This window comes from Saccharothrix coeruleofusca (assembly GCF_014648515.1).
In the GTDB taxonomy this organism is placed as follows: Bacteria; Actinomycetota; Actinomycetes; order Mycobacteriales; family Pseudonocardiaceae; genus Actinosynnema; species Actinosynnema coeruleofuscum.
Genome location: NZ_BMRG01000026.1, coordinates 12,776 through 30,830 on the forward strand (window position 1 = coordinate 12,776; position 18,055 = coordinate 30,830).

At 71.1% G+C, this 18,055-nt stretch carries 17 protein-coding genes; 8 read left to right on the forward strand and 9 right to left on the reverse strand.

From position 1 onward, the window contains the following. Positions 1–259: 259 nt before the first annotated feature. Together IEZ00_RS33730 and fxsT are read left to right on the forward strand one after the other, a co-directional pair. Complete coding sequence (locus tag IEZ00_RS33730) at positions 260–1,840, forward strand: VMAP-C domain-containing protein (protein ID WP_189227443.1); 1,581 nt, start codon at positions 260–262, stop codon at positions 1,838–1,840. Next, positions 1,837–6,291, forward strand: a complete 4,455-nt coding sequence (gene fxsT, locus IEZ00_RS33735; RefSeq protein WP_189227444.1) for an FxSxx-COOH system tetratricopeptide repeat protein — start codon at positions 1,837–1,839, stop codon at positions 6,289–6,291. The genes IEZ00_RS33730 and fxsT overlap by 4 nt, the downstream gene beginning before the upstream one ends. A gap of 7 nt (positions 6,292–6,298) precedes the next feature. Here the strand turns inward: fxsT and IEZ00_RS33740 are convergent, their stop codons facing one another. Both IEZ00_RS33740 and IEZ00_RS33745 read right to left on the reverse strand, forming a co-directional pair. Beyond that, on the reverse strand, positions 6,299–8,038 hold the full coding sequence (locus IEZ00_RS33740) for an HEXXH motif domain-containing protein (protein ID WP_189227445.1): 1,740 nt from the start codon (positions 8,036–8,038) through the stop codon (positions 6,299–6,301). Continuing rightward, complete coding sequence (locus tag IEZ00_RS33745) at positions 8,031–8,204, reverse strand: hypothetical protein (protein ID WP_189227446.1); 174 nt, start codon at positions 8,202–8,204, stop codon at positions 8,031–8,033. Before IEZ00_RS33745 ends, IEZ00_RS33740 begins: the two co-directional genes overlap by 8 nt. Before the next feature lie 116 nt (positions 8,205–8,320). Between IEZ00_RS33745 and IEZ00_RS33750 the strand changes: the two genes are divergently transcribed. After that, positions 8,321–8,647, forward strand: coding sequence for a hypothetical protein (locus tag IEZ00_RS33750; RefSeq protein ID WP_189227447.1), 327 nt, complete (start codon positions 8,321–8,323; stop codon positions 8,645–8,647). A 21-nt stretch (positions 8,648–8,668) separates the two neighbouring features. On the opposite strand, the gene IEZ00_RS33755 is transcribed toward IEZ00_RS33750, so the two are convergent. Continuing rightward, entirely contained in the window at positions 8,669–9,175 is a 507-nt protein-coding gene (locus IEZ00_RS33755; RefSeq protein ID WP_229796365.1) for a GNAT family N-acetyltransferase, read from the reverse strand. An 83-nt stretch (positions 9,176–9,258) separates the two neighbouring features. Between IEZ00_RS33755 and IEZ00_RS33760 the strand changes: the two genes are divergently transcribed. Both IEZ00_RS33760 and IEZ00_RS33765 read left to right on the forward strand, forming a co-directional pair. Then, positions 9,259–10,011, forward strand: coding sequence for a class I SAM-dependent methyltransferase (locus tag IEZ00_RS33760; protein ID WP_189227449.1), 753 nt, complete (start codon positions 9,259–9,261; stop codon positions 10,009–10,011). 39 nt (positions 10,012–10,050) lie between these two features. Continuing rightward, positions 10,051–10,608 carry an SMI1/KNR4 family protein gene (locus tag IEZ00_RS33765; RefSeq protein ID WP_189227450.1) on the forward strand — a complete coding sequence of 186 codons (558 nt, stop codon included), beginning with the start codon at positions 10,051–10,053 and terminating at the stop codon, positions 10,606–10,608. A gap of 247 nt (positions 10,609–10,855) precedes the next feature. Here the strand turns inward: IEZ00_RS33765 and IEZ00_RS37555 are convergent, their stop codons facing one another. The 5 genes from IEZ00_RS37555 to IEZ00_RS33780 are packed head-to-tail and all read right to left on the reverse strand — an operon-like array spanning position 10,856 to position 15,344. Continuing rightward, positions 10,856–12,550, reverse strand: coding sequence for a TniB family NTP-binding protein (locus IEZ00_RS37555; protein WP_229796366.1), 1,695 nt, complete (start codon positions 12,548–12,550; stop codon positions 10,856–10,858). After that, positions 12,547–13,188, reverse strand: coding sequence for a Mu transposase C-terminal domain-containing protein (locus tag IEZ00_RS37560; protein WP_229796367.1), 642 nt, complete (start codon positions 13,186–13,188; stop codon positions 12,547–12,549). The genes IEZ00_RS37555 and IEZ00_RS37560 overlap by 4 nt, the downstream gene beginning before the upstream one ends. A 45-nt stretch (positions 13,189–13,233) precedes the next feature. Beyond that, positions 13,234–13,395, reverse strand: a complete 162-nt coding sequence (locus IEZ00_RS37565; RefSeq protein ID WP_229796368.1) for a hypothetical protein — start codon at positions 13,393–13,395, stop codon at positions 13,234–13,236. Between the two features lie 33 nt (positions 13,396–13,428). Further along, positions 13,429–14,589 carry a hypothetical protein gene (locus tag IEZ00_RS37570; protein ID WP_229796369.1) on the reverse strand — a complete coding sequence of 387 codons (1,161 nt, stop codon included), beginning with the start codon at positions 14,587–14,589 and terminating at the stop codon, positions 13,429–13,431. After that, entirely contained in the window at positions 14,586–15,344 is a 759-nt protein-coding gene (locus IEZ00_RS33780; protein ID WP_189227451.1) for a TnsA-like heteromeric transposase endonuclease subunit, read from the reverse strand. Before IEZ00_RS33780 ends, IEZ00_RS37570 begins: the two co-directional genes overlap by 4 nt. A gap of 291 nt (positions 15,345–15,635) precedes the next feature. On the opposite strand from IEZ00_RS33780, the gene IEZ00_RS33785 reads away from it, so the two are divergent. Then, positions 15,636–16,151, forward strand: coding sequence for a lytic polysaccharide monooxygenase auxiliary activity family 9 protein (locus tag IEZ00_RS33785; protein WP_189227452.1), 516 nt, complete (start codon positions 15,636–15,638; stop codon positions 16,149–16,151). 76 nt (positions 16,152–16,227) lie between these two features. Here IEZ00_RS33785 and IEZ00_RS33790 read toward each other — a convergent pair whose 3' ends face one another. Next, positions 16,228–16,956: an SDR family NAD(P)-dependent oxidoreductase gene (locus IEZ00_RS33790; protein WP_189227453.1), complete on the reverse strand. Its 729-nt coding sequence runs from the start codon at positions 16,954–16,956 to the stop codon at positions 16,228–16,230. On the opposite strand from IEZ00_RS33790, the gene IEZ00_RS33795 reads away from it, so the two are divergent. Continuing rightward, complete coding sequence (locus tag IEZ00_RS33795; RefSeq protein ID WP_189227454.1) at positions 16,949–17,134, forward strand: hypothetical protein; 186 nt, start codon at positions 16,949–16,951, stop codon at positions 17,132–17,134. The two genes, IEZ00_RS33790 and IEZ00_RS33795, sit on opposite strands and share 8 nt — an antisense overlap. Further along, positions 17,121–18,023 (forward strand): effector-associated domain 2-containing protein, encoded by a 903-nt coding sequence (locus IEZ00_RS33800; protein ID WP_189227455.1) that lies wholly within the window; start codon positions 17,121–17,123, stop codon positions 18,021–18,023. The genes IEZ00_RS33795 and IEZ00_RS33800 overlap by 14 nt, the downstream gene beginning before the upstream one ends. Positions 18,024–18,055 lie beyond the last annotated feature (32 nt).

Consider the following 18,055-nt stretch of genomic DNA (forward strand, 5'->3'; position numbering starts at 1 on the left):
GGAGGTGGTCGCTTTGCCGGACCACGCGCTCTCGCGCCACACCCGACCACCACCACCTGCGACTATGGGTAATCCGTGGCTGACCGGCACCGCATTTCACTAGGGTGGGCGGCCCGACCTCGCGTGGGCGGGCACTGCGGCACGCCGCAGGAATCCGCGGTGGCGGGCGCTCGGCCGCGCGATTCCGCGGCGGCGCGGTAACGCGCGAGCACCCCGGAGAGACGACGTAGGAGACGACAGCGCGGGTGGTGTGCGAGGGATGCTGGAAGCCGAGGACAGCACGGGACGGCGGTTGCTCCTGCCGCTGGTCTCGGCGCTGCGCCGGGTGTCCTGCCTGAACGACTTGGCCAGTCGCAACACCGTCGTCCAATTGCTGGGCAACGAGCTGCGGGAGCCCTTGTCCGTGCCGGAAAGCCACCACCAGGGCATCCACCTGTCCAACCTCGCACTGGCCTGCCTGCAACGCACGGATGGCCTTCCCGCATTATTGCGGGTTCTCACTCTGATCGAGCAGGACGCCAAACCGCTCTACGAGGTCCGCCGCGTCATCGACGAATTGACTCCGCTAGAGTTGTTCCAACAGGACCAACTGGGAAGACTGTTCACATTGCTGGCTGGAGTGGTCGTTCCTGAGATCGCGGACATCTACAGGGAAGTCGCGGGCCCCGACGCCCCCGCGCTCCGCGGTCAGACGACCTACCCCGAGGTCTTCCGGGTCCTGGGCACCTTGAATTCCACTCCTTCTGGAATACCCCTGCCGCTGCTGTTCGTCGAGCGCGTCGCCATGGCCGTGCGCGCCGAACTCGCCATCGAATTGCGGCGCTGGGCCGACCAGCGGGCCGCGGAGATGGACCTCACCGAGGAGTTGGAGGCGCTGCGCGCCGAACTGGGGCACGGCGCGGTCCCGGTCGGCACACCCCCACCCAGCTCCCCCGCCTACCTGGTGCTGAAGCTGGAGCCGGAGGGCCCCACCGGCGAGGTGTTCCGCCTGCGCCACTGGCACCAGCTCGACCTGCGCGAGGAGTGGGCGCCCCTGCCCGGCCACGACGTCACCGGCACGCTGGAGGCGATCAAGTCGCGGGTGGCCGAGATCATCAGCCGCGTCGAGCACGAGTGGGCCGCCTACGACCCCGAGATCCACATCGAGTGGGTGCTCGGCCGCGACACGGTCAACCTCGACGTCGACCAGTGGCCGTGGGACGACGACCCGCTGCTGGACGAGCCCATGGGCTGCCGGTACCCGGTGGCTGTGCGGCTGGCCGAACGCCGCTACCACGGCGCGTGGCGCAAGCGCTGGGCGGAGCTGACCGACCAGCTCAGGACGGGCAACTCGGTGCGGGCCGGGTCCAGCTGCCGCGGCCGGACCGGCGAGAACGGCCTGCGCGAGCTGATGGCGGCCCTCAACGACCGCCCCGACCTGGTCTGCCTGGTGCTCAGCGCGCCGCCCCGGCCCGACACGCCGGGCTGGGACGAGCTGGCCGCCGGGGTGCGGGCGGGCGTGCCGGTGATGGTGTGGCACCGGGAGGACTGCGCCTCCGCCGAGTTCACCGCCCTGGCCGAGAAGCTGCTGCACGACGCCGACGACCAGCACCTGCTGGAGCGCGCCCGCCGCGCCCGCACGGCCGCGTTCCGCGCGGGCCCCGGCAGCCGCCACGTCGGCGGCGCGCTGACCGTCCTCTACGACGACCCCGACCGCCCCGTCGTGCCCGCCCAGCCCCGCGCCCCCGTGGGGAACGCGGGGGGAAACGCGGTGGGGAACGCGGTGAACAGCACGGCGGCGAGCACGGCGAGCGGTCGCTTGGCCCACGACCTCGACGCGCACCCGGCGGAGCCGGGATGACCGCGTCCCACAACGGGCACCCGGTCCGGGAGGTGGTGCTCCAGCACCTCGACCCGCCCGGCGGTCACCGCGGCGAAGCGCTGCGCACGGCGGACCTCACCCTGGCCGAGGTCCGCGACTCGCTGTGGCTGGCGGGCCGGGCGCTGCTGCCCGACGCGCAGGCACCCGCCCCGCGACCGGCCGACTCCCCCACCCCCGCCGAGCCCCCGGACGAGCGTCCCCCACCCGCTCCCCCGTCCGACGCCCCGCCCGATCCCAGCCCCGATCCCGCGTCCGACTCCGCGCCGGTCGCCGAGCGGGACCGGCCGCCCCCTCGTTCACCGGCCCTGGAGAAGTGGGTTCCCGGCCCGGTCACCATGGTGCCCGCGGGCGGTGCCCGGTCCCGCGACGGTGGACCGGTCGCCCGGTCGGCGTGGCCCACCGTCCCCGGACTGCCCGACCGCGGCGCCATCAGCCGCGCGCTGCGGCCGGTGTCGTGCAGCGCCCCCTCGCCGCGCGCTTCCGCGCTGGACGAGGTCGCCACCGCCGTCCGCGCCGCCGAGGACGGCCTGTGGATTCCCGTGATGCGGGCCGAGCCCTGGCGCCGCTACGAGGTGGCGCTGGTCGTCGACACCTCGCTGACCGGCAGCATCTGGCAGCAGACCGTGGAGGAGTTCCAGACCCTGCTGCGGCGGCAGGGCGCGTTCCGGGACGTCCGCACTTACCTGCTCGACAGCTCCGGCACCGACGCCGCCGCTCTCGCCCTGCGCGGCGAGGGCGGCGCCCGGCACCACTGGCGCCACCTGGCCGAACCCACCGGCACCCGGATCGTGCTGGTGCTCACCGACGCCACCGAACCCGCCTGGCGCAGCGGCGCGGCGGGCCACGTGCTGCACGCGTGGGGCCAGCGGATGCCGGTGGCCGTGGTGCAGGTGCTCGCCCAGCGCCTGTGGAGCTGGAGCGGGCTGAGCGCGCGGCGGATGCGCCTGTCGGCCCCCGCGGCGGGTGCCCCCAACCGCCTGCTGCGGGTGGCGGCGGGCAGGCAGGCCCCCCACCTGGTGCCGGTCCCGGTGCTCGGCCTGTCGGCCGAGTGGATGGCGGGGTGGGCGCGGCTGATCACCGCCCCCGGCGCGGAGTGGGTCGAGACCACCGCCACCCTGGTCGGCCCCCAGGGCGAGGCCCCCTCGGTGGACCACGGGGGCGACGAGCACCTCTCCGCCGCCGACCGGGTGCGCCGGTTCCGCACCTACGCCTCAGCCGACGGCTTCCAGCTCGCGGGCCTGCTGGCGGCGACGCCGCTGAGCCTGCGGCTGATGAAGCTGGTCCAGCAGGTGCTGCTGCCCGGTTCGGACACGACCTCCCTCGCCGAGGTGATGCTGAGCGGGCTGATGCGCAGGCTGCCCGACTCGCCGGGCACCCCCGACGCCGTCGCCTACGAGTTCGACGACGGCGTCCGGGAGGCGCTGCTGGCCACCTGCCGCCGCGCCGACACCGCGCGGGTGGCGCGGGTCCTGGACGAGCACGCGGGCCCGCACATCGCCGCGCTGCGCAACTTCGGGGCCGCCCTGGACGCCCCCGACCACACCGAGGAGCCGGAGGTCTCCCCGGACAACGCGCCCTACCTCCGCGTGCAGGCCGCCGTCCTGAGGGCCCTCGGCGGCCCCTACGCCCGCAGGTCGAAGCGGATCTACCGCTCCCTGCTCAGCCACGGTCGCCTCCCCGCGAGCCAGTTCCGCGCAAGCCAGTTCCCCGGCGGGCAGCTCGCCGTTGGGCAACGCCTCGACGCCACGTCCCCACCAGTACGGCCGGAAGGGCGTGATCCGACATCGAAGGCGAACCGGGAGGCCCCCGTGAAGATCATCGACGCGCAGCAGGTACCCGCGGTGAAAACAGGAGCACCGCCGGAAGGAGAAGACGACGTGGCCACTCCCGGTACCTCCACCACTCCCGGCGCCTCCCCCGCGTTCAGCCAACGACGTCCCACCAGCAACCAGCCGCAGGTCTGGGGCCAGGTGCCGCTGCCAAACCCGGTCTTCGTCGGCCGCGTGGAACTGCTGGAGCAGCTGCGCGTCCGGTTGACCGAGCCGGGCACGACCGCGGTGCTGCCGGAGGCCCTGCACGGCATGGGCGGCGTCGGCAAGTCGCAGACCGTCGTCGAGTACATCCACCGACATGCCTCGGAGTACGAGGTGGTGTGGTGGATTCCCGCCGAGCACCCGGCGCAGATCACCGCGAGCCTGGTGGAGCTGGCCCGGCGGCTGGGTGTGGCCACGGCCGGTTCGGCGGACACCGCGGTGCCCGCCGTGCTGGAAGCCCTGCGCAAGGGGGAGCCGTACAAGCGCTGGATACTGGTGTTCGACAACGCCGACCGCCCGCAGGACGTCCGGCAGTTCTTCCCCACCGGCACCGGCCACGTGGTCGTCACCTCGCGCAACTCCGAGTGGGGCGGGTTCGCCCGGTCCGTCGAGGTGGACCTGTTCACCCGCGAGGAGAGCATCGAGCTGCTGCACCGGCGAGCGGGTGACCTGGAGCAGGAGGAGGCCAACGCGCTCGCCGAAGCCCTCGGCGACCTCCCGCTGGCCGTGGAGCAGGCCGCGGCGTGGCGGGCGCAGACCGGCATGCAGGTCTCGGAGTACCTGAGCCTGCTGGAGCAGAACCGCACCGAACTGCTCGAAGCGGGCACGTCCAGCGCCGACCAGCTGCCGGTGGCGGCGGCCTGGAACGTCCCGCTCAACCGCTTGGCCGAGGACCACCCCGCCGCGCTGCAACTGCTCCAGGTCTGCGCCTTCTTCGGCCCGGAACCCATCTCCCAGAAGCTCTTCCGCGGCGTCACCGACGTGCCCGTGCCCGACGCGCTCAGCGACGCGCTCAGCGACCCGATCAAGCTCAGCCGGGCGGTGCGCGAGATCAGCCGGTACAGCCTGGCGAAGCTGGACCACCGCAACAACGCGCTGCAACTGCACCGACTGGTGCAGACCGTGCTGAAGAACCGCCTCGACCCGGACGAGCAGCGGACCATGCGGCACGCGGTGCACATCCTGCTGCTCAAGGGCGACCCGGCCGACCCGGACACGCCGGTGAACTGGCCGCGCTACGCCGAGCTGCTCCCGCACGCGCTGGTGTCGCGGGCGGTGGAGTGCCAGGACAAGTGGGTCCGGCAGCTGATCCAGAACCTGGTCCGCTACCTGCTCAGCAGCGGCGACTACGGCGGCGCCCGCGACCTGGCCGAGCAGGCCGTGCGGTCGTGGCGCGAGCACCTGGGCGAGAAGGACCTGGACACGCTGCAGATGTCCCGCCGCTACGCCATCGCCATGCGCAGGCTCGGCCACAACGAGGAGTCCGCGCGGCTGAACGAGAAGACCTTCCGGCTGTTCCAGGAAGTGGTCGGCGAGGAGCACGAGGCGGTCATCGACATGCTCGACACCGTGGCCGCCGACCGCCGCTCGCAGGGCAGGTTCGCCGAGGAGCTGGAACTGCAGGAGAAGGTCTACTCGCGGGCGCGGGACCTCCTCGGCGAGGACGAGCCGGACACCCTCAGGTACGCCCACAACCTCGCCAGCTGCTACCGCCTCATGGGGCAGTACGGCCGGGCGCTGGACCTGGACCAGGAGAACCTCAGGCGGCGCACGGCGGTGCTGGGGACCAGCCACCCCCAGACCTTCAGCTCCCGCAACGCGGTGGCCATGGACATGCGCGAGGTCGGCCAGTACGGCCAAGCGGCGGGCGAGCAGGAGTACGTGCTGGCCGCCGCGGCGGAGGTGTTCGAGCCCGACCACCCGCTGATCATCGGCGCCACCCGCAACCTCTCGGTCGCGCTGCGCAAGGCGGGCCACCACGAGCGGGCCAAGGAGCTGTCCGAGAAGTGCCTGCTGCTCTACCGCCGCAGGCACGGCGACAACCACCCGGACACCGCGACCGCGATGATGAACCTGGCGACCGACCTGCGGCACCTGGGCGACCTCGACGGTTCGCGGGACCGGGCGCGGCGCAGCCACGAGGTGCTCCGCGCGGTGCAGGGCCAGAAGCACCCCTACACCATCATCGCCGCGCTGAACCTGGCGGTGACGCTGCGGCTGCGCGGCGAGGTGGCGCAGGCGCTGGAGATCGACCGGCAGGCGCACGACGACCTGCTGGAGGTCTTCGACGCCGACCATCCCTACACCCTCGTCGCGGCCACCAACCTGGCCAGCGACCTGGCCGCCCTCGGCGATCTGAAGGCGGCGTGCGACCTCGACCGGGACACCCTGGAGCGGACCACCCGCGTCCTGGGCGTCGAGCACCCGTCCACGTTGGCGGTCGCGCTGAACCTGGCGCTGGACCTGGACGGCCTCGGCGAGAAGACCGAGGCCGCGGTGCTGCACGCGGCGACGGTCGCGAACTTCCGCAAGGTGCTGGGCGAGGAGCACCCGGCCACGATCGCCGCGGGGCAGAGCGCCAGGGCGAACTGCGACACCGACACCATGCAGCTGTGAGGTGGTCTCAGCTGGCGGTCCGGTCGAACCAGGCCGCCAGCTCGACCGGGTCCGGCGCCGCGCCGGACCGCGTCGCCGCCAGGTGCACCGCCCGCACCACCTCCGGGGTGCGCCGCAGCGCCGTCGAGCCGAGGGCGAGGCCGAGCCCCACCCACGCCGCCTCCTCGTGCGGCGCGGCCCGGATCAGCGCGGCGTAGCCCTCGACCGCACCACGGCGGTCGCCCCGCGCCAGGGCGGAATCCGGACCGTCGCCGAAGTCGAGCCGGTCGGTCCCCATCGCGCGGCGCTTGAGCAGCTCGCCCAGGCGAGACCCACCCGACGACGGCGCGAGCACGACGTGGTCGGGCCCGACGACGGGGAACGCGCTGCCCGCGCTCAGCCAGGCGTCGGCCAGCTCCGCCACGACGGCGGGTTCGGGCCGGACGTGGCGCACCCGCCACCGGCCGCGGTGCTCGGTGGTGATCGCCTCGACGGTCGCGGCCAGCTCCCCCGGCAGCTCCACCGGACCGCAGGCGGCCAACCGGTCGGCCACCGCGGTGACGAACTCGCGGCCCAACCCGGTCAGCCCCTCCACCGCGAGCAGGGTGCGCACGGCTTGGCCGACCTGGTGCGCGCGGAGCCCGAAGGCGTAGTGGGCCCGCCGGGCCAGCGCGGGCGGCGCGGAGCCGCGCTGGGCGTTCCAGAACTCCACGACGCTGATGAAGGCGTAGATCCCGTGCAGCATGCCGACGACGGGCCGCGGGTCGTCGCGCCACGGCGCGTAGTAGCGGGGCGTCTCGTCGCCGTGGTGCAGGTCGACGAGGTCGAGCAGGGCGTTGACCTTGGAGTGCTGCACCTCGTGCACCAGCGCTTCGGCGAACTCGGTGGCCGAGCGCTTGGGCGACATCGCGATGCCGCCGAACGCGGCGGAGGACGAAGCGGCGAAGACGTCGTGCTCGGCGCTCAGCGGGATCACGGTCGCCAGCGTCGCCGACAGCTCCTCCGCCCACCTCGAGTGGTGGGCGGTCAGCAGGTCCCACGCCTCGCCCATGAGCTTGCGCCACTGGTCGTACTCGTTGTCGTCCAAGGGGTCGGCGGCTTTCGGGCCGCCGAACCCCCGGTAGGGGTCGAGGTCGTCGAACACCACTCGCACCCGGTGTCCCCGGCGGTGCTCGGAGTACCGCTTCACCGGTTCGAACCGCGCGGGCGAGGTGCTCCCGAACGCGGTGACCACGGTCTCGGTCGCGGTGTTGCGCAACCGCGCGTGACCGACCGGGAAACCGGTCGACAGCCGGAACAGCCCCACCGAGGGCAGGGCGACCGAGCCGTGCACCACCGGCACGGCCAGCTCGCACGGCACTCCGCCGCGCACCGCGGCCGCCGCCGCGAGGGCGTGGAACCCGCCGACCTCGGACCACATCGGCGTCGGGTCCTCGATGCCGCCCAGCACGTGGCGCAGCGCCCGGCTCAGCCACACCCCCACCGAGGGGTACAGCAGCACGTCCTCGACCACGGCCGCGTCGGACCGCTCGACTTCGGCGAGAACCCGCCAGGCGGCGTCGACGTCGGCGAACGGCCCCAGCCGGTGGGCGAGTTCGGCCGCCGCGTCCGCCAGCACGCGCAACTTCAGCCTGCGCAGGCTGTACTGCCCTTTCCGCAGAAATGCGATTCCCGCGCTCGACACCGCTCCGGTGAGGAACTGGTCGAAGACGAAACGGGGCAATCGGTGCGTGCCCGGTCCGGCGGCGGCCGCGTCGCCACTAGTCACGCTGTCCCTGGACGCAGTCGCCGAACCGGCCCAGCCGGATTTCGCGAATGGTGTGCTGGATGGCCCGTTCCAGCTCGGGGGTGCGCAGGGCTCTCATCTCGAACAGGGTCGTCGAGGTGAGGTCGAGCACCTCCGAGGGGAGTTCATCCGTCGATTTCACTGCCATGTCGACCGCCTCTCGTGCCGGCACGCCCCATCATGCCCGAGGAGGAACAGGCCCGTCAGCGTCCAGCCGGATACCGGGGAGAGGCCAACAGGTCTATTCCGGTCGGCGATCGGGAAGTGAATCAGCGGAAATCCTCACCCCGATGGCGCAATCCGCCGGGCCACCACGAGCACTTCGGCGTCGAGGTCGACGACGGGCGCTACGAGCGGACCTGGCGGCTCCTCTTCGACGCCGAGCGGATCCGCGGAGCCGCCGCTCGGATGGACGGCGAGGTGGTCGGCATCGCGCACTACCTGTTCCACCCCAGTGTTTGGGGAGCCGGGAGGTGCCACCTGGCGGACGCCCCGGCTCGCGCGTTGTACGACGAGGTGGGCAGGTTCGCCGAAGGGCTCATCCTCTACACCTACCGCCGCGACGCGAACCGGAGCCCCGGCAGGACGTGAGGACGACACCAGCGGGTGTCCTCAGAGGACGGTGAACTCATCCGGTTTACCCGCCTGCCGGGGATTCGGCCGCGTCCAGGCCTGGAGCAGGTTCGGTGACACGGCGAACCCGTGTCGCTCGTAGACCGACACGGCGCGCTCCGACGAGTGCACGGTGACCCGCTCCAGCCCGAGTTCCACCGCCAGGCGCAGGATCGCGTCGACCAGCAGGCCGCCCAATCCGCCGCCACGGGCCTCCGGCACCACGTACACGCACTGCACGTCGCCGGAGGCCCGCGAGAACCTCGGCGGCGTCGGCACGCGCGTCACGATCGCGAGGAAGCCCATTCCGATCACCCGGTCCTCATCCACCAGCACCAGGCACCGGTGCGTGGCCGCGTGCTCACGTGCCCACGCGGTGAACCCGCGCACGAATTCGTCGCGGTCGGTGCCGGGCGGTCCGTCCCGCTCGGCCACCCAGCGCCACCGCAACCCGGCGACGGCTTCGAGGTCGGCGGGGCAGGCGGGGCGAACCTCGATCGACATCACGTCCTCGTTCCGGCCCGCGAACCCGGCGGACCGCCCTACCGGTGATCGCGATTCACCGACATCCTTGCCGATCATTCGGCAGCATGGGCGCCGTGTCCACCGACCCCAGCGATTCCACCCGAGCCGCCGAAGCGGTCGCGGAGAACGACTACGACAGCTTCGCCGAGGCTTACGCGGCCGAGAACGAGACCAGCCTCGTCAACGCCTACTACGCGCAACCCGCGATCCTCGACCTGGCCGGGGACGTGGCGGGAAGGCGCATCCTCGACGCGGGCTGCGGTTCGGGCACCGTGTCGGCCGGACTGCGCGACCGGGGAGCCGTCGTCGCGGGCTTCGACCGCAGCGCCAAGATGGTGGAGCTGGCCCGGCGACGCCTGGGCGACGACGCGGACCTGCGGGTCGCCGACCTGACCGGTCCGCTGCCGTACCCCGACGCCGCGTTCGACGACGCCATCGCCGCCCTGGTGCTGCACTACTTGCAGGACTGGGCGGCACCGCTGGCCGAGCTGCGCCGCGTGCTCAAGCCCGGCGGCAGGCTGATCGTGGCGGTCAACCACCCCATCATCCTCAAGCTGGTGGATCGCGAAGCCGACTACTTCGCGATCAGCAAGTGGTCCCAGGAGTACACCTTCCACGGCCAGAAGGCCGTGCTCACCTACTGGCACCGGCCGCTGCACGCGATGACCGACGCCTTCACCGCGGCGGGTTTCCGCACGGCCGTCATCAGCGAACCGCCCCCGGCACCGCAAGCCCGCGAGCTCTTCCCCGACGAACTCGCGCGGTTCCCCTCCGGTTCCTTCCTGAGCTTCCTGTTCTTCGTCCTGGAGGCTGTCTGACCGGTACTGCTGGACAAGGCCAGGGACCTGTGGCACGCGGTGGAGTTCGTGCCGCGATGGGTCCGGGAGGATCAGCGCATGGATCTCGAGCCACTCGCACGGTTGCGCGCTGTCCTGGCTTGCTTCCCCACCGGCCTCGCCTACGACATGTCCGGCCTGCTGTACGACCCGTCCAGTCATGCCCACGACTGGACGGCTGTCGACGACGGTGTCGGCATCGGGCTTCCGACGGACTACAAGCGGCTCATGGACGGCTACGGCGATCTCGTCGTGGGCGGGATCTTCATCGTCTCCCCGGACAATCTCCCGGCCGAGCACGAGGTGCAGGCCAACGGCCTTCGTGATTGGTTCGCCGACGAGCCCGGCGGGGCTCGGCCGATCCACCCGGACCCCGGTGGGTTGCTGCTGTGCGCGACCACCGAGGGCCGTGACGTCCTGTGGTGGGACACGTCGAACCCGGACCCCGACCGCTGGCCGGTCCTGTGGGACGTGGAATTCGATCGGCACACCTTCGACGGGACGCTCACCGAACTGCTCGTCGCCGAGCTGACCGGCGCTCTCGATCCCCAGTTGACCGACTTCACAGCAGGCGGCTGACCGGGAGCGCGACGGCGGTTCGCGACCGGCTGCCCGGTCGGCAGCCCCGCCCACCATCCCGCCCCGGACACCGTCGCCTCACCCGGCGGAGCACGAGCTGTCCCGTCCGGATGAAGTTGGCGGATGACGAGGCTGCTGACCTGCGATCCGCCAACTAGGCCCGGACGGCGGCGGGTTGCTGTGTCCGGACCTAGTTGACGGATTCGATGGACCAAAGACCCGGCCTGGGCTCCTCCAGTATCCGTTCTCACCGAAGAGAACGCGTTCTGCGGCCACGACTGGATGCCGCCTGGACCGACCGGCAGAACCGACCGCCGGATGTTCGCTGATGCCAACGGCAGTGTCGTGCCCGGCGGCATGTCAACCGACGACCTCGGCTGGCGCAAATTGGGCTGCGACCTCGTCGCTGGCCAGGCACCATGGCCGCGTGTCGGATCTTCACTGGGATGAGGTCAGGAGCTTCTTCGATCCTGACCTCATGGGGGCGCTTCCTGACGTGTTCGTCCCGGATGCCTCGGCGGAGGACTGGCAGGCTGTGTTCGATCTGGTCGAGGCGCGTGGTTGGCAGTGGGAATTCGTCCAGGGCGACACGGCGCTGCCGCTGCCCTTGGCCACTGACGCGCTCGCCCGCCCGCCCGGTGCCGAATTGGTGGAACTGAAGGTCTGGCCGGTTCCGGGGATGCTCGCGATCTTCCGTCTCATGTCGGCCGAGGAGATCGACTTCGACATCGATCTGCGGGAGTTGCAGGGGCAGGATGGCGTCGACACCCTCTGCGGGTTCTTCGGCGAGATCGGGCGGAAACTGGGCAAGCCGGTGCTCATGACGTCGGAGGGTGGAAGCCAGGACCACGCGGTCCTCGGGTTCGATCCGGTGCTTGATCGAGTGATGTTGCTGGCTGATCCACTGGTCCGCTGAGTTCGCGCTGGTCGCGGTGTGATCGAGCGGGATCAGGTCGAGCAGGTCATGGGTGATCTGTTCGGTCTCGTCCTCGATGGCCAGGACGGCGGCGCCGCGGATGAGCACCGAGAGGCTGCCGATGGCGCCGCCGGTGCGTTCGTAGAGGTAGTCGGCGTGCTCGACCAGGGTGCCGGGTTGGTGCCGGTGCAGGCGCAGGGAGTGTTCGAGGGTGGCGATCAGCGACCGCCAGGCCGTCTTCTGCTCGGGGGTGCCGTAGTCGAACGGTGTGGAGTCGATCAGTGTGAACCGGCCGGCGATCTGGCGTCCGCGGGGTCCGGCGAACATGCCGCGTTCCTCGACCTCGATCCCGGCGTAGGCGAATGTGGCCGGGAGTCGTTCGGCGAAGTATTTGAGCTGGTCGGAGACCTCGGCGCGGGCGCGGGTGTCGAGGATGCTGTGGATCTCGTCGATCAGGACCAGTTCCAGGTGGGTCCGGGCGGCGACGGCGCAGACGGTGTTGACGATGTCGGGCATGGTCGCGCGCGAGTTGAACTCGACGCCGTAAAACCGCGCGAACTCGACCGCCAGCATCTTCGGGGTCGCGTCGGTCGGGACGGTGACATAGACGACCGGGATCCGGTCCTGCCCGGCGCGGCCGGGATGGCGTTTGCGGACCGCGCGTTCGTGGGTGCGGCCGAGTTGGGTGAGCGCGGTGGTCTTCCCGGTGCCGGACGCGCCGGAGAGGATCATTCCGCGCCGGGCGGAGGTCTGGCCGCGGTTGAGCTGGACCAGCAAGCGCCCGGTGGTCAGCAGTTTCCGGATGACCGGGGTGTGGGCCAGTGGCAGGTCGCTGTGGTAGTCGCGGCGGGCTTGGACCAGCTCGGCGCGAGCCCGAGCCGACAACGCGGCGAGTTCGGCGGCGGTCGGGAGGACCGGTGGAGCGCTCTGGTGCTCGACGAACCGCCGCCAGCCCTCTCTGGCGGTCAGCGACTCGTCGGGTGCGAGCTGGTCGACGTCGTCGAGCTCGGCTTGCAGCGTGGTCATAGCCACCTTTCCGCTTCTGCGTCGGCGTCGAACACGCCGAACGGGATCACCTGCGCTTTCTGCGCGGCGGGTGCCGGGTCGGCTTGGGATGCGTGCTTGTCATCGACGTCGGCCGCTGCGGGCAGTTCGGGCCGGTGCGCGGCCGCGGCGGTGCGGGTGCGGGCGGCGATACGTGCGCCAGCCTTGTCCGGGCCGTGCTCGGCGCGCGTGAGCAGGGCGTCCAACGCGCGGGCGATCTCGGTTTCGGTCGCCTGTTCATGCTTGTGCCGGCCAGCCTGTTCGGCGAGACGGCGGGCGTGGCGCCAGGTGAAGTCGGCGAACGGCGCAGTGACCATCGCGCGGTGCGTCCAAGGCGCGGTGATCCAGCCCTCGGGTGTGCGGACGAACACCTGTGAGAGGTCGTAGGGATCGTAATGAACTTCCCAGAGGCCGCGCTTGCCGATGAGCCCGGAGTGCTGACGCCGGAACGGTCCAAGCACGGGCGTGTCGTAGGTGCGGTAGTCGATGCGGATCCCGTAGTCGTTGATCGCCCGCCACTTCACCGGCAGCAGCTCCAGGTAGTCGCTGCCGGTCAGCGTGATCGGCAGGTAACCGGCGATAGCGACCAGGGAGGCGTAGCGCTCGTTGGGGGTAAGCATCCGGCGTGGGGTGTGCGGATCGCGCAGCGCGTCGTGTGGGCGGTGTTACCAGCCGACGATCAACCACTCGTCCAGCAGGTCCTGCAAGTCGCCGACGGTCCAGACGGCGGCGATGTCGCGGCCGCGCTGGGTGGTGTTGGCGCCCTTGAATCCGGCGACGTGCTGGGCGAACAGGGTTTTGATCGCCTTGAAGGTTGCCTCGACCACGCCCTTGTCGGTCGGGGTGTCCTTGCGTGCGGGTTAGATGGAGATGCCCAGCCGTTCGCAGGCGCGGGTGAAGGTCTCCGAGACGAACACCTTGCCGTGGTCGATCACCACCTGTTCGGGGACGATGACCGGCCGGGCCGCAGCCTCGCGCATCCGCGCGTCGATCGTGAGCAGCCGCTCGTGCGGTAGCCGGGACGCCGACATCCGTAGCGCGTTGGCCCAGCCGGGCCGCATCGGCTCGGGAACGAGCATCTTCGCCAGCAGCAGCGACGCGTCGACGGCTTTGGTGCCGACCGGGCGCAATACCGCCGCGCAGATAGTGCGCGTGGCGACGTCGACCGCGATCGTGAGATCGGCGCGGACCGGGACACCATCGGCGGCCAGGACCATCACGTCGATCGGGGTGGAGTCGATTTGGACCTGCTCACCGGGGCGTGAGGCGTCTGTCTCGGTGAACGCGCCGGACGGCCGGTTCGCCGTCTGCCGCCGGGTGACCGCCGAGCCGAAGGTGTGCCAGCCGACCGTCAGCCGGTCGACCAGCTCGTAGAAAGCGCTGCGGCCCGGTAGCGGCACGACTCCCTCGCCGTGCAGCTCCTCGACACGTTTGGTCACGCGGCGGATCAGCCGCGACCGCGTGCCCGTGGACAGGTCCGTCTCCGCCGCGATCATCTCGCGCAGCACCTCGACCAGCCGCGCGTCGGCCTGCCCGGTGACGTCGAAAGTTCGCGCGGCGCGCTGGTCAACCAGGCCCCATAGCCCCTGCGCCTCTAACCGGGCGCGCTTGCGTTCGATCGTGCGCGTGCTGAGGCCCAACTCAGTGGCCTTGGCCTGCAAGCGGTCGGTCGCCGAGGTGGTGTTCGGGTCGAAGCCGGGGCGTGCGGCCGTGCCCGGCGTAGCACCGGGCGGCAGCCCGGTCTCGATCTCCACGAGGTGATCGCGCCAGCGTTCGGCCTCGGCGACGACCTCGGCGGGCAGGGACTCCAGCAGCCCGAAAAGCTCCATGACGGGCAGGCTGATGCCCTCCAGGACGGCGAAATCTGCAGCGGCCATCAGATGCCCTGCCAGCACGACCTGCTCGCCGCCGGCGTCGGCCCGGAGCCGGACCGTGGAGCCCGCGAGCCCCACCACCACGTGGTCGTCTCCGTCGAAGGCGACGCGGTCGCCGACGCGCAGAACCGCACCGGACGAGGTCACGACCTCACCGCCTCGGTCATGACCAAGCCGTCGGGGTGCAGCGGCCGGTCCAGGTCGGTGTGCAGTTCACGTCGCCAGAGCAGGTGGAACAACACCGGCAATACCGCGATCGGATCGCCGACCTGCTCGGCGCCGTCCAGCAGGCCAGTCGGAGCGGCGAACGCCGCGCGCAGCGCGGCGGCGACGTCCGGTAGGTGGTGGCGGGGATGGCGGTAGCCGGCCAGCCAGCGGACGTTGGCCAGCAACGACCTCGGTGGAGCTCCGGCGACGTCGTAGTGCCAGCCCAGTGCGTCGCAGGCCGCCCGCGTCGCGTCGAACGCGACCTGGTCACGGGGCTTAATGCGGTCCGCCGAGCGGACATCGAGCACCAGCGCGGAGCCGTCGGCCAGGCGGGCGAAGTAGTCCGGAGCGTGCGAGCGGGTCTTGCCTTCCGCTGTGGCCCAGAACAGCCAGAACGGCTGGGAGGCGATGCCGACTACCTCGGGATCGAAGTCCAGCAGGACCAGCCGGTCTCGCTCCAACCACGACTCGTAGCCCACCAGACTGCCTGTCGTCGCCGTCCACCAGCGCCCGGTGTGATGGCGCTGTCCCTTGTACGACGGGAAACCGCGCACCGGTATGCAGTGCTCGAACGGCACGGACCAAGCTTCGGTGAGACGAACGCGCTGCTCACCACGCTCGTCCGCGTACGCGAGTTCAAACCGCTCAGCCAGCGACGACCGCGCGCCGCCGGGTACAAGATCAAGCGTCGGCACCGCGGCATTCTCTCGGGCGGCGCAAGCGCCTACTCACCGCCCCCGACAACTACCTCCGGACACCGACACCCTCACCGACAACTAGGTCCGGACACCGACAACTTCAGCCGGACAGGACACGAGCAGCTGGAACTGGTGATCCGACTAGTTGTCACCTGCTGCTCACGGAGAGTATGGTCTAGACCGGCCGCCGCATTGGTGAACGACTCGTCCAATGCGGTCCTCCGCAAGACCGCTGCCAAGAAGGTAGGCGTTCGCCTCCAGCGTTCCGCCCGTCCAATGGGAGCTGACATGACGAAGATCCGCCAGAGGGTCGCCGCGATGGTGGCAGGCGCCCTCACCGCGCCGCTGATGGTGGTGGCGCTGCCGAGCGCCCCCGCGTTCGCCCACGGCTACATCTCCTCGCCGCCCAGCAGGCAGGCCCAGTGCGCCCAGAACCTGGTGCCCTGCGGCGACATCAAGTACGAGCCGCAGAGCGTCGAGGGCCCGAAGGGGCTGCGCAGCTGCAACGGCGGCGTGTCCCGGTTCGCCGACCTGAACGACGACAACAAGGGCTGGAGGGTGACCAACGTCGGGCGCGACGTGACCTTCAACTGGACCTTCACCGTCCGGCACCGCACGGCCAACTACGAGTACTACGTCGGCGGCACGCGCGTCGGCTACTTCGACGCTGGTAACCAGATCCCCGGCGCCACCGTGTCGCACACCGTGACCCTGCCCGCGGGCAGGCAGAAGGTGCTCGCCATCTGGAACATCGGCGACACCAGCAACGCGTTCTACGCCTGCGTCGACGTCAACGTCGGCTGATCCGCGCCGAGCAGCCCCGGACGGCCCGGCTCGCGTCGCGGTCCCCGATCACGCGAGTCGGGCCATCCAAGCGCACTCAGGCGGTGAAGCCGCCGTCGACGTTCAGCACCGCTCCGGTGACCCAGGCCGCCTCGGGGGACGCCAGGTACGCCACGGCTTCCGCGACCTCCTCGGGCCGCCCGTAGCGGCCCACCGCGGTGATCCCCCTGATGTGCTCGGCGTTCGGGCCGTCGGCCGGGTTCAGGTCGGTGTCGGTGGGGCCGGGGTGCACCAGGTTGACCGTGATCCCCTTCGGCCCCAACTCCCTGCCCAAGCCCTTGGTGAAGCCCACCAGCGCCGTCTTGCTGGCCGTGTAGAGCGAGAAGCCGGGGAAGACCGCCCGCTCGGCGAGGTTGCTGCCGACGCTGATGATCCGCCCGCCCTCGCCCAGGTGCGGCAGCGCCGCCTTGGCGGCGACGAACGCCGCGCGCACGTTCACCGCGAAGGTCCGGTCGAACTCGTCGACCGAGAACGCCTCCAGCGGTCCGACGGGGAATTCCGCGGCGTTGTTGACCACGACGTCCAACCGCCCCAGCACCCCGGCCGCCTCCTCGACCGCGGCCGCGACGGCCTCGGCGTCCCCGCTGTCCGCCTTAATCGCCACCACGCGGCGCCCGATGCCCTTGATCCGCTCGACCACGTCGTCGGCGTTGTCCCGGTAGGTCAGCGCGATCTCGGCCCCGGCGCGCGCCAGCCGCACCGCCACCGCCGCGCCGATCCCCCGGCTGCCACCCGTCACGAACGCGACCCTGTTCCCGATGTCCATGTGGATCACCTTGTCGCGCGGGGAACCCGAAATCCGGCGGAAAACAGACTTCACCCTGTCGCGCTCGTCCGGTGAAAAGCTGACGAGTGAGGTCGGCGGTGGTTACCTTTGCCTCGTGTCCGCTGTCCGGAACCGATCCCCGGAGCCGATCGAGGTGATCGTTCGTGTTATCGCATGAGTTGCCCCTGCACCACACGATCCTGGTGGTCGACGTCGAGCGGTACGGGGCCCCGGAGAGAACCGACCACCACCGCGCGGCGGTGCACAACGGGCTCAACCGCGCCTTGCGCCACGCTTTCGCCCAGGCGTCGATCGACTGGGACCGGTGCGTCGTGCAGGACGGGGGCGACGGTGCGCTCGTCCTGGTGCCCGCGAGCACCCCCAAGAACGTCCTGCTGACCGACGTGCTGCCGAAACTGGCCGCCGAACTGGAGGACCACAACGCCCTCGCCCCGGCGCCCGAGCGCATTCGGCTGCGATTCGCCCTGCACGCGGGCGAGGTGCGCCGGGTGGACCACGGCATCGTCGGCGAAGGCGTCATCCACGCCAGCAGGCTGCTCGACTCCGCAGAACTACGGGAAGCGCTGCGGCAATCCGCAGAGGCGATCGCGGTAATCGTTTCCGATGGTTTCCACCGGGACGTGGTCCGGCACGACCCGCGAACCGAGCCCGAGAAGTTCCACCCGGTCTTCGTGCGGGTGAAAGAACTGCGGGTGAAGGCGTGGATCAAGTATTCCACACCGCCGAGCCCCCAGTCGTCGCCGCAGCGTTCGACCAGCCCCGCCGAGCGGCTGTCGAGCCTGGTGGACGCGCTGCTGGAGGTGCCGAGCGTGCGTGAGGAGGCGGGCCGCGAAACGCTGCTCGGCCTGCTCCCACCGCAAGTTCGGCAGGCCGTGCCGCATCAGCGCCGCCCTCGGTTGCAGGTGGTCGAACTGGTGCGCACGTGCTTGGACTACGAGGACGGCTTGGCCAACCTGCTGGCCGCCGTTCGCGAACTCGAAGGCGACTCGACAGCCGTGCGCGGGGTCGAAACCGCGGCGCGCCATTGGTTGCGCGGCGGAAACTGAAGTCGATCGCCGGATTCAGCCTTACGATGTGC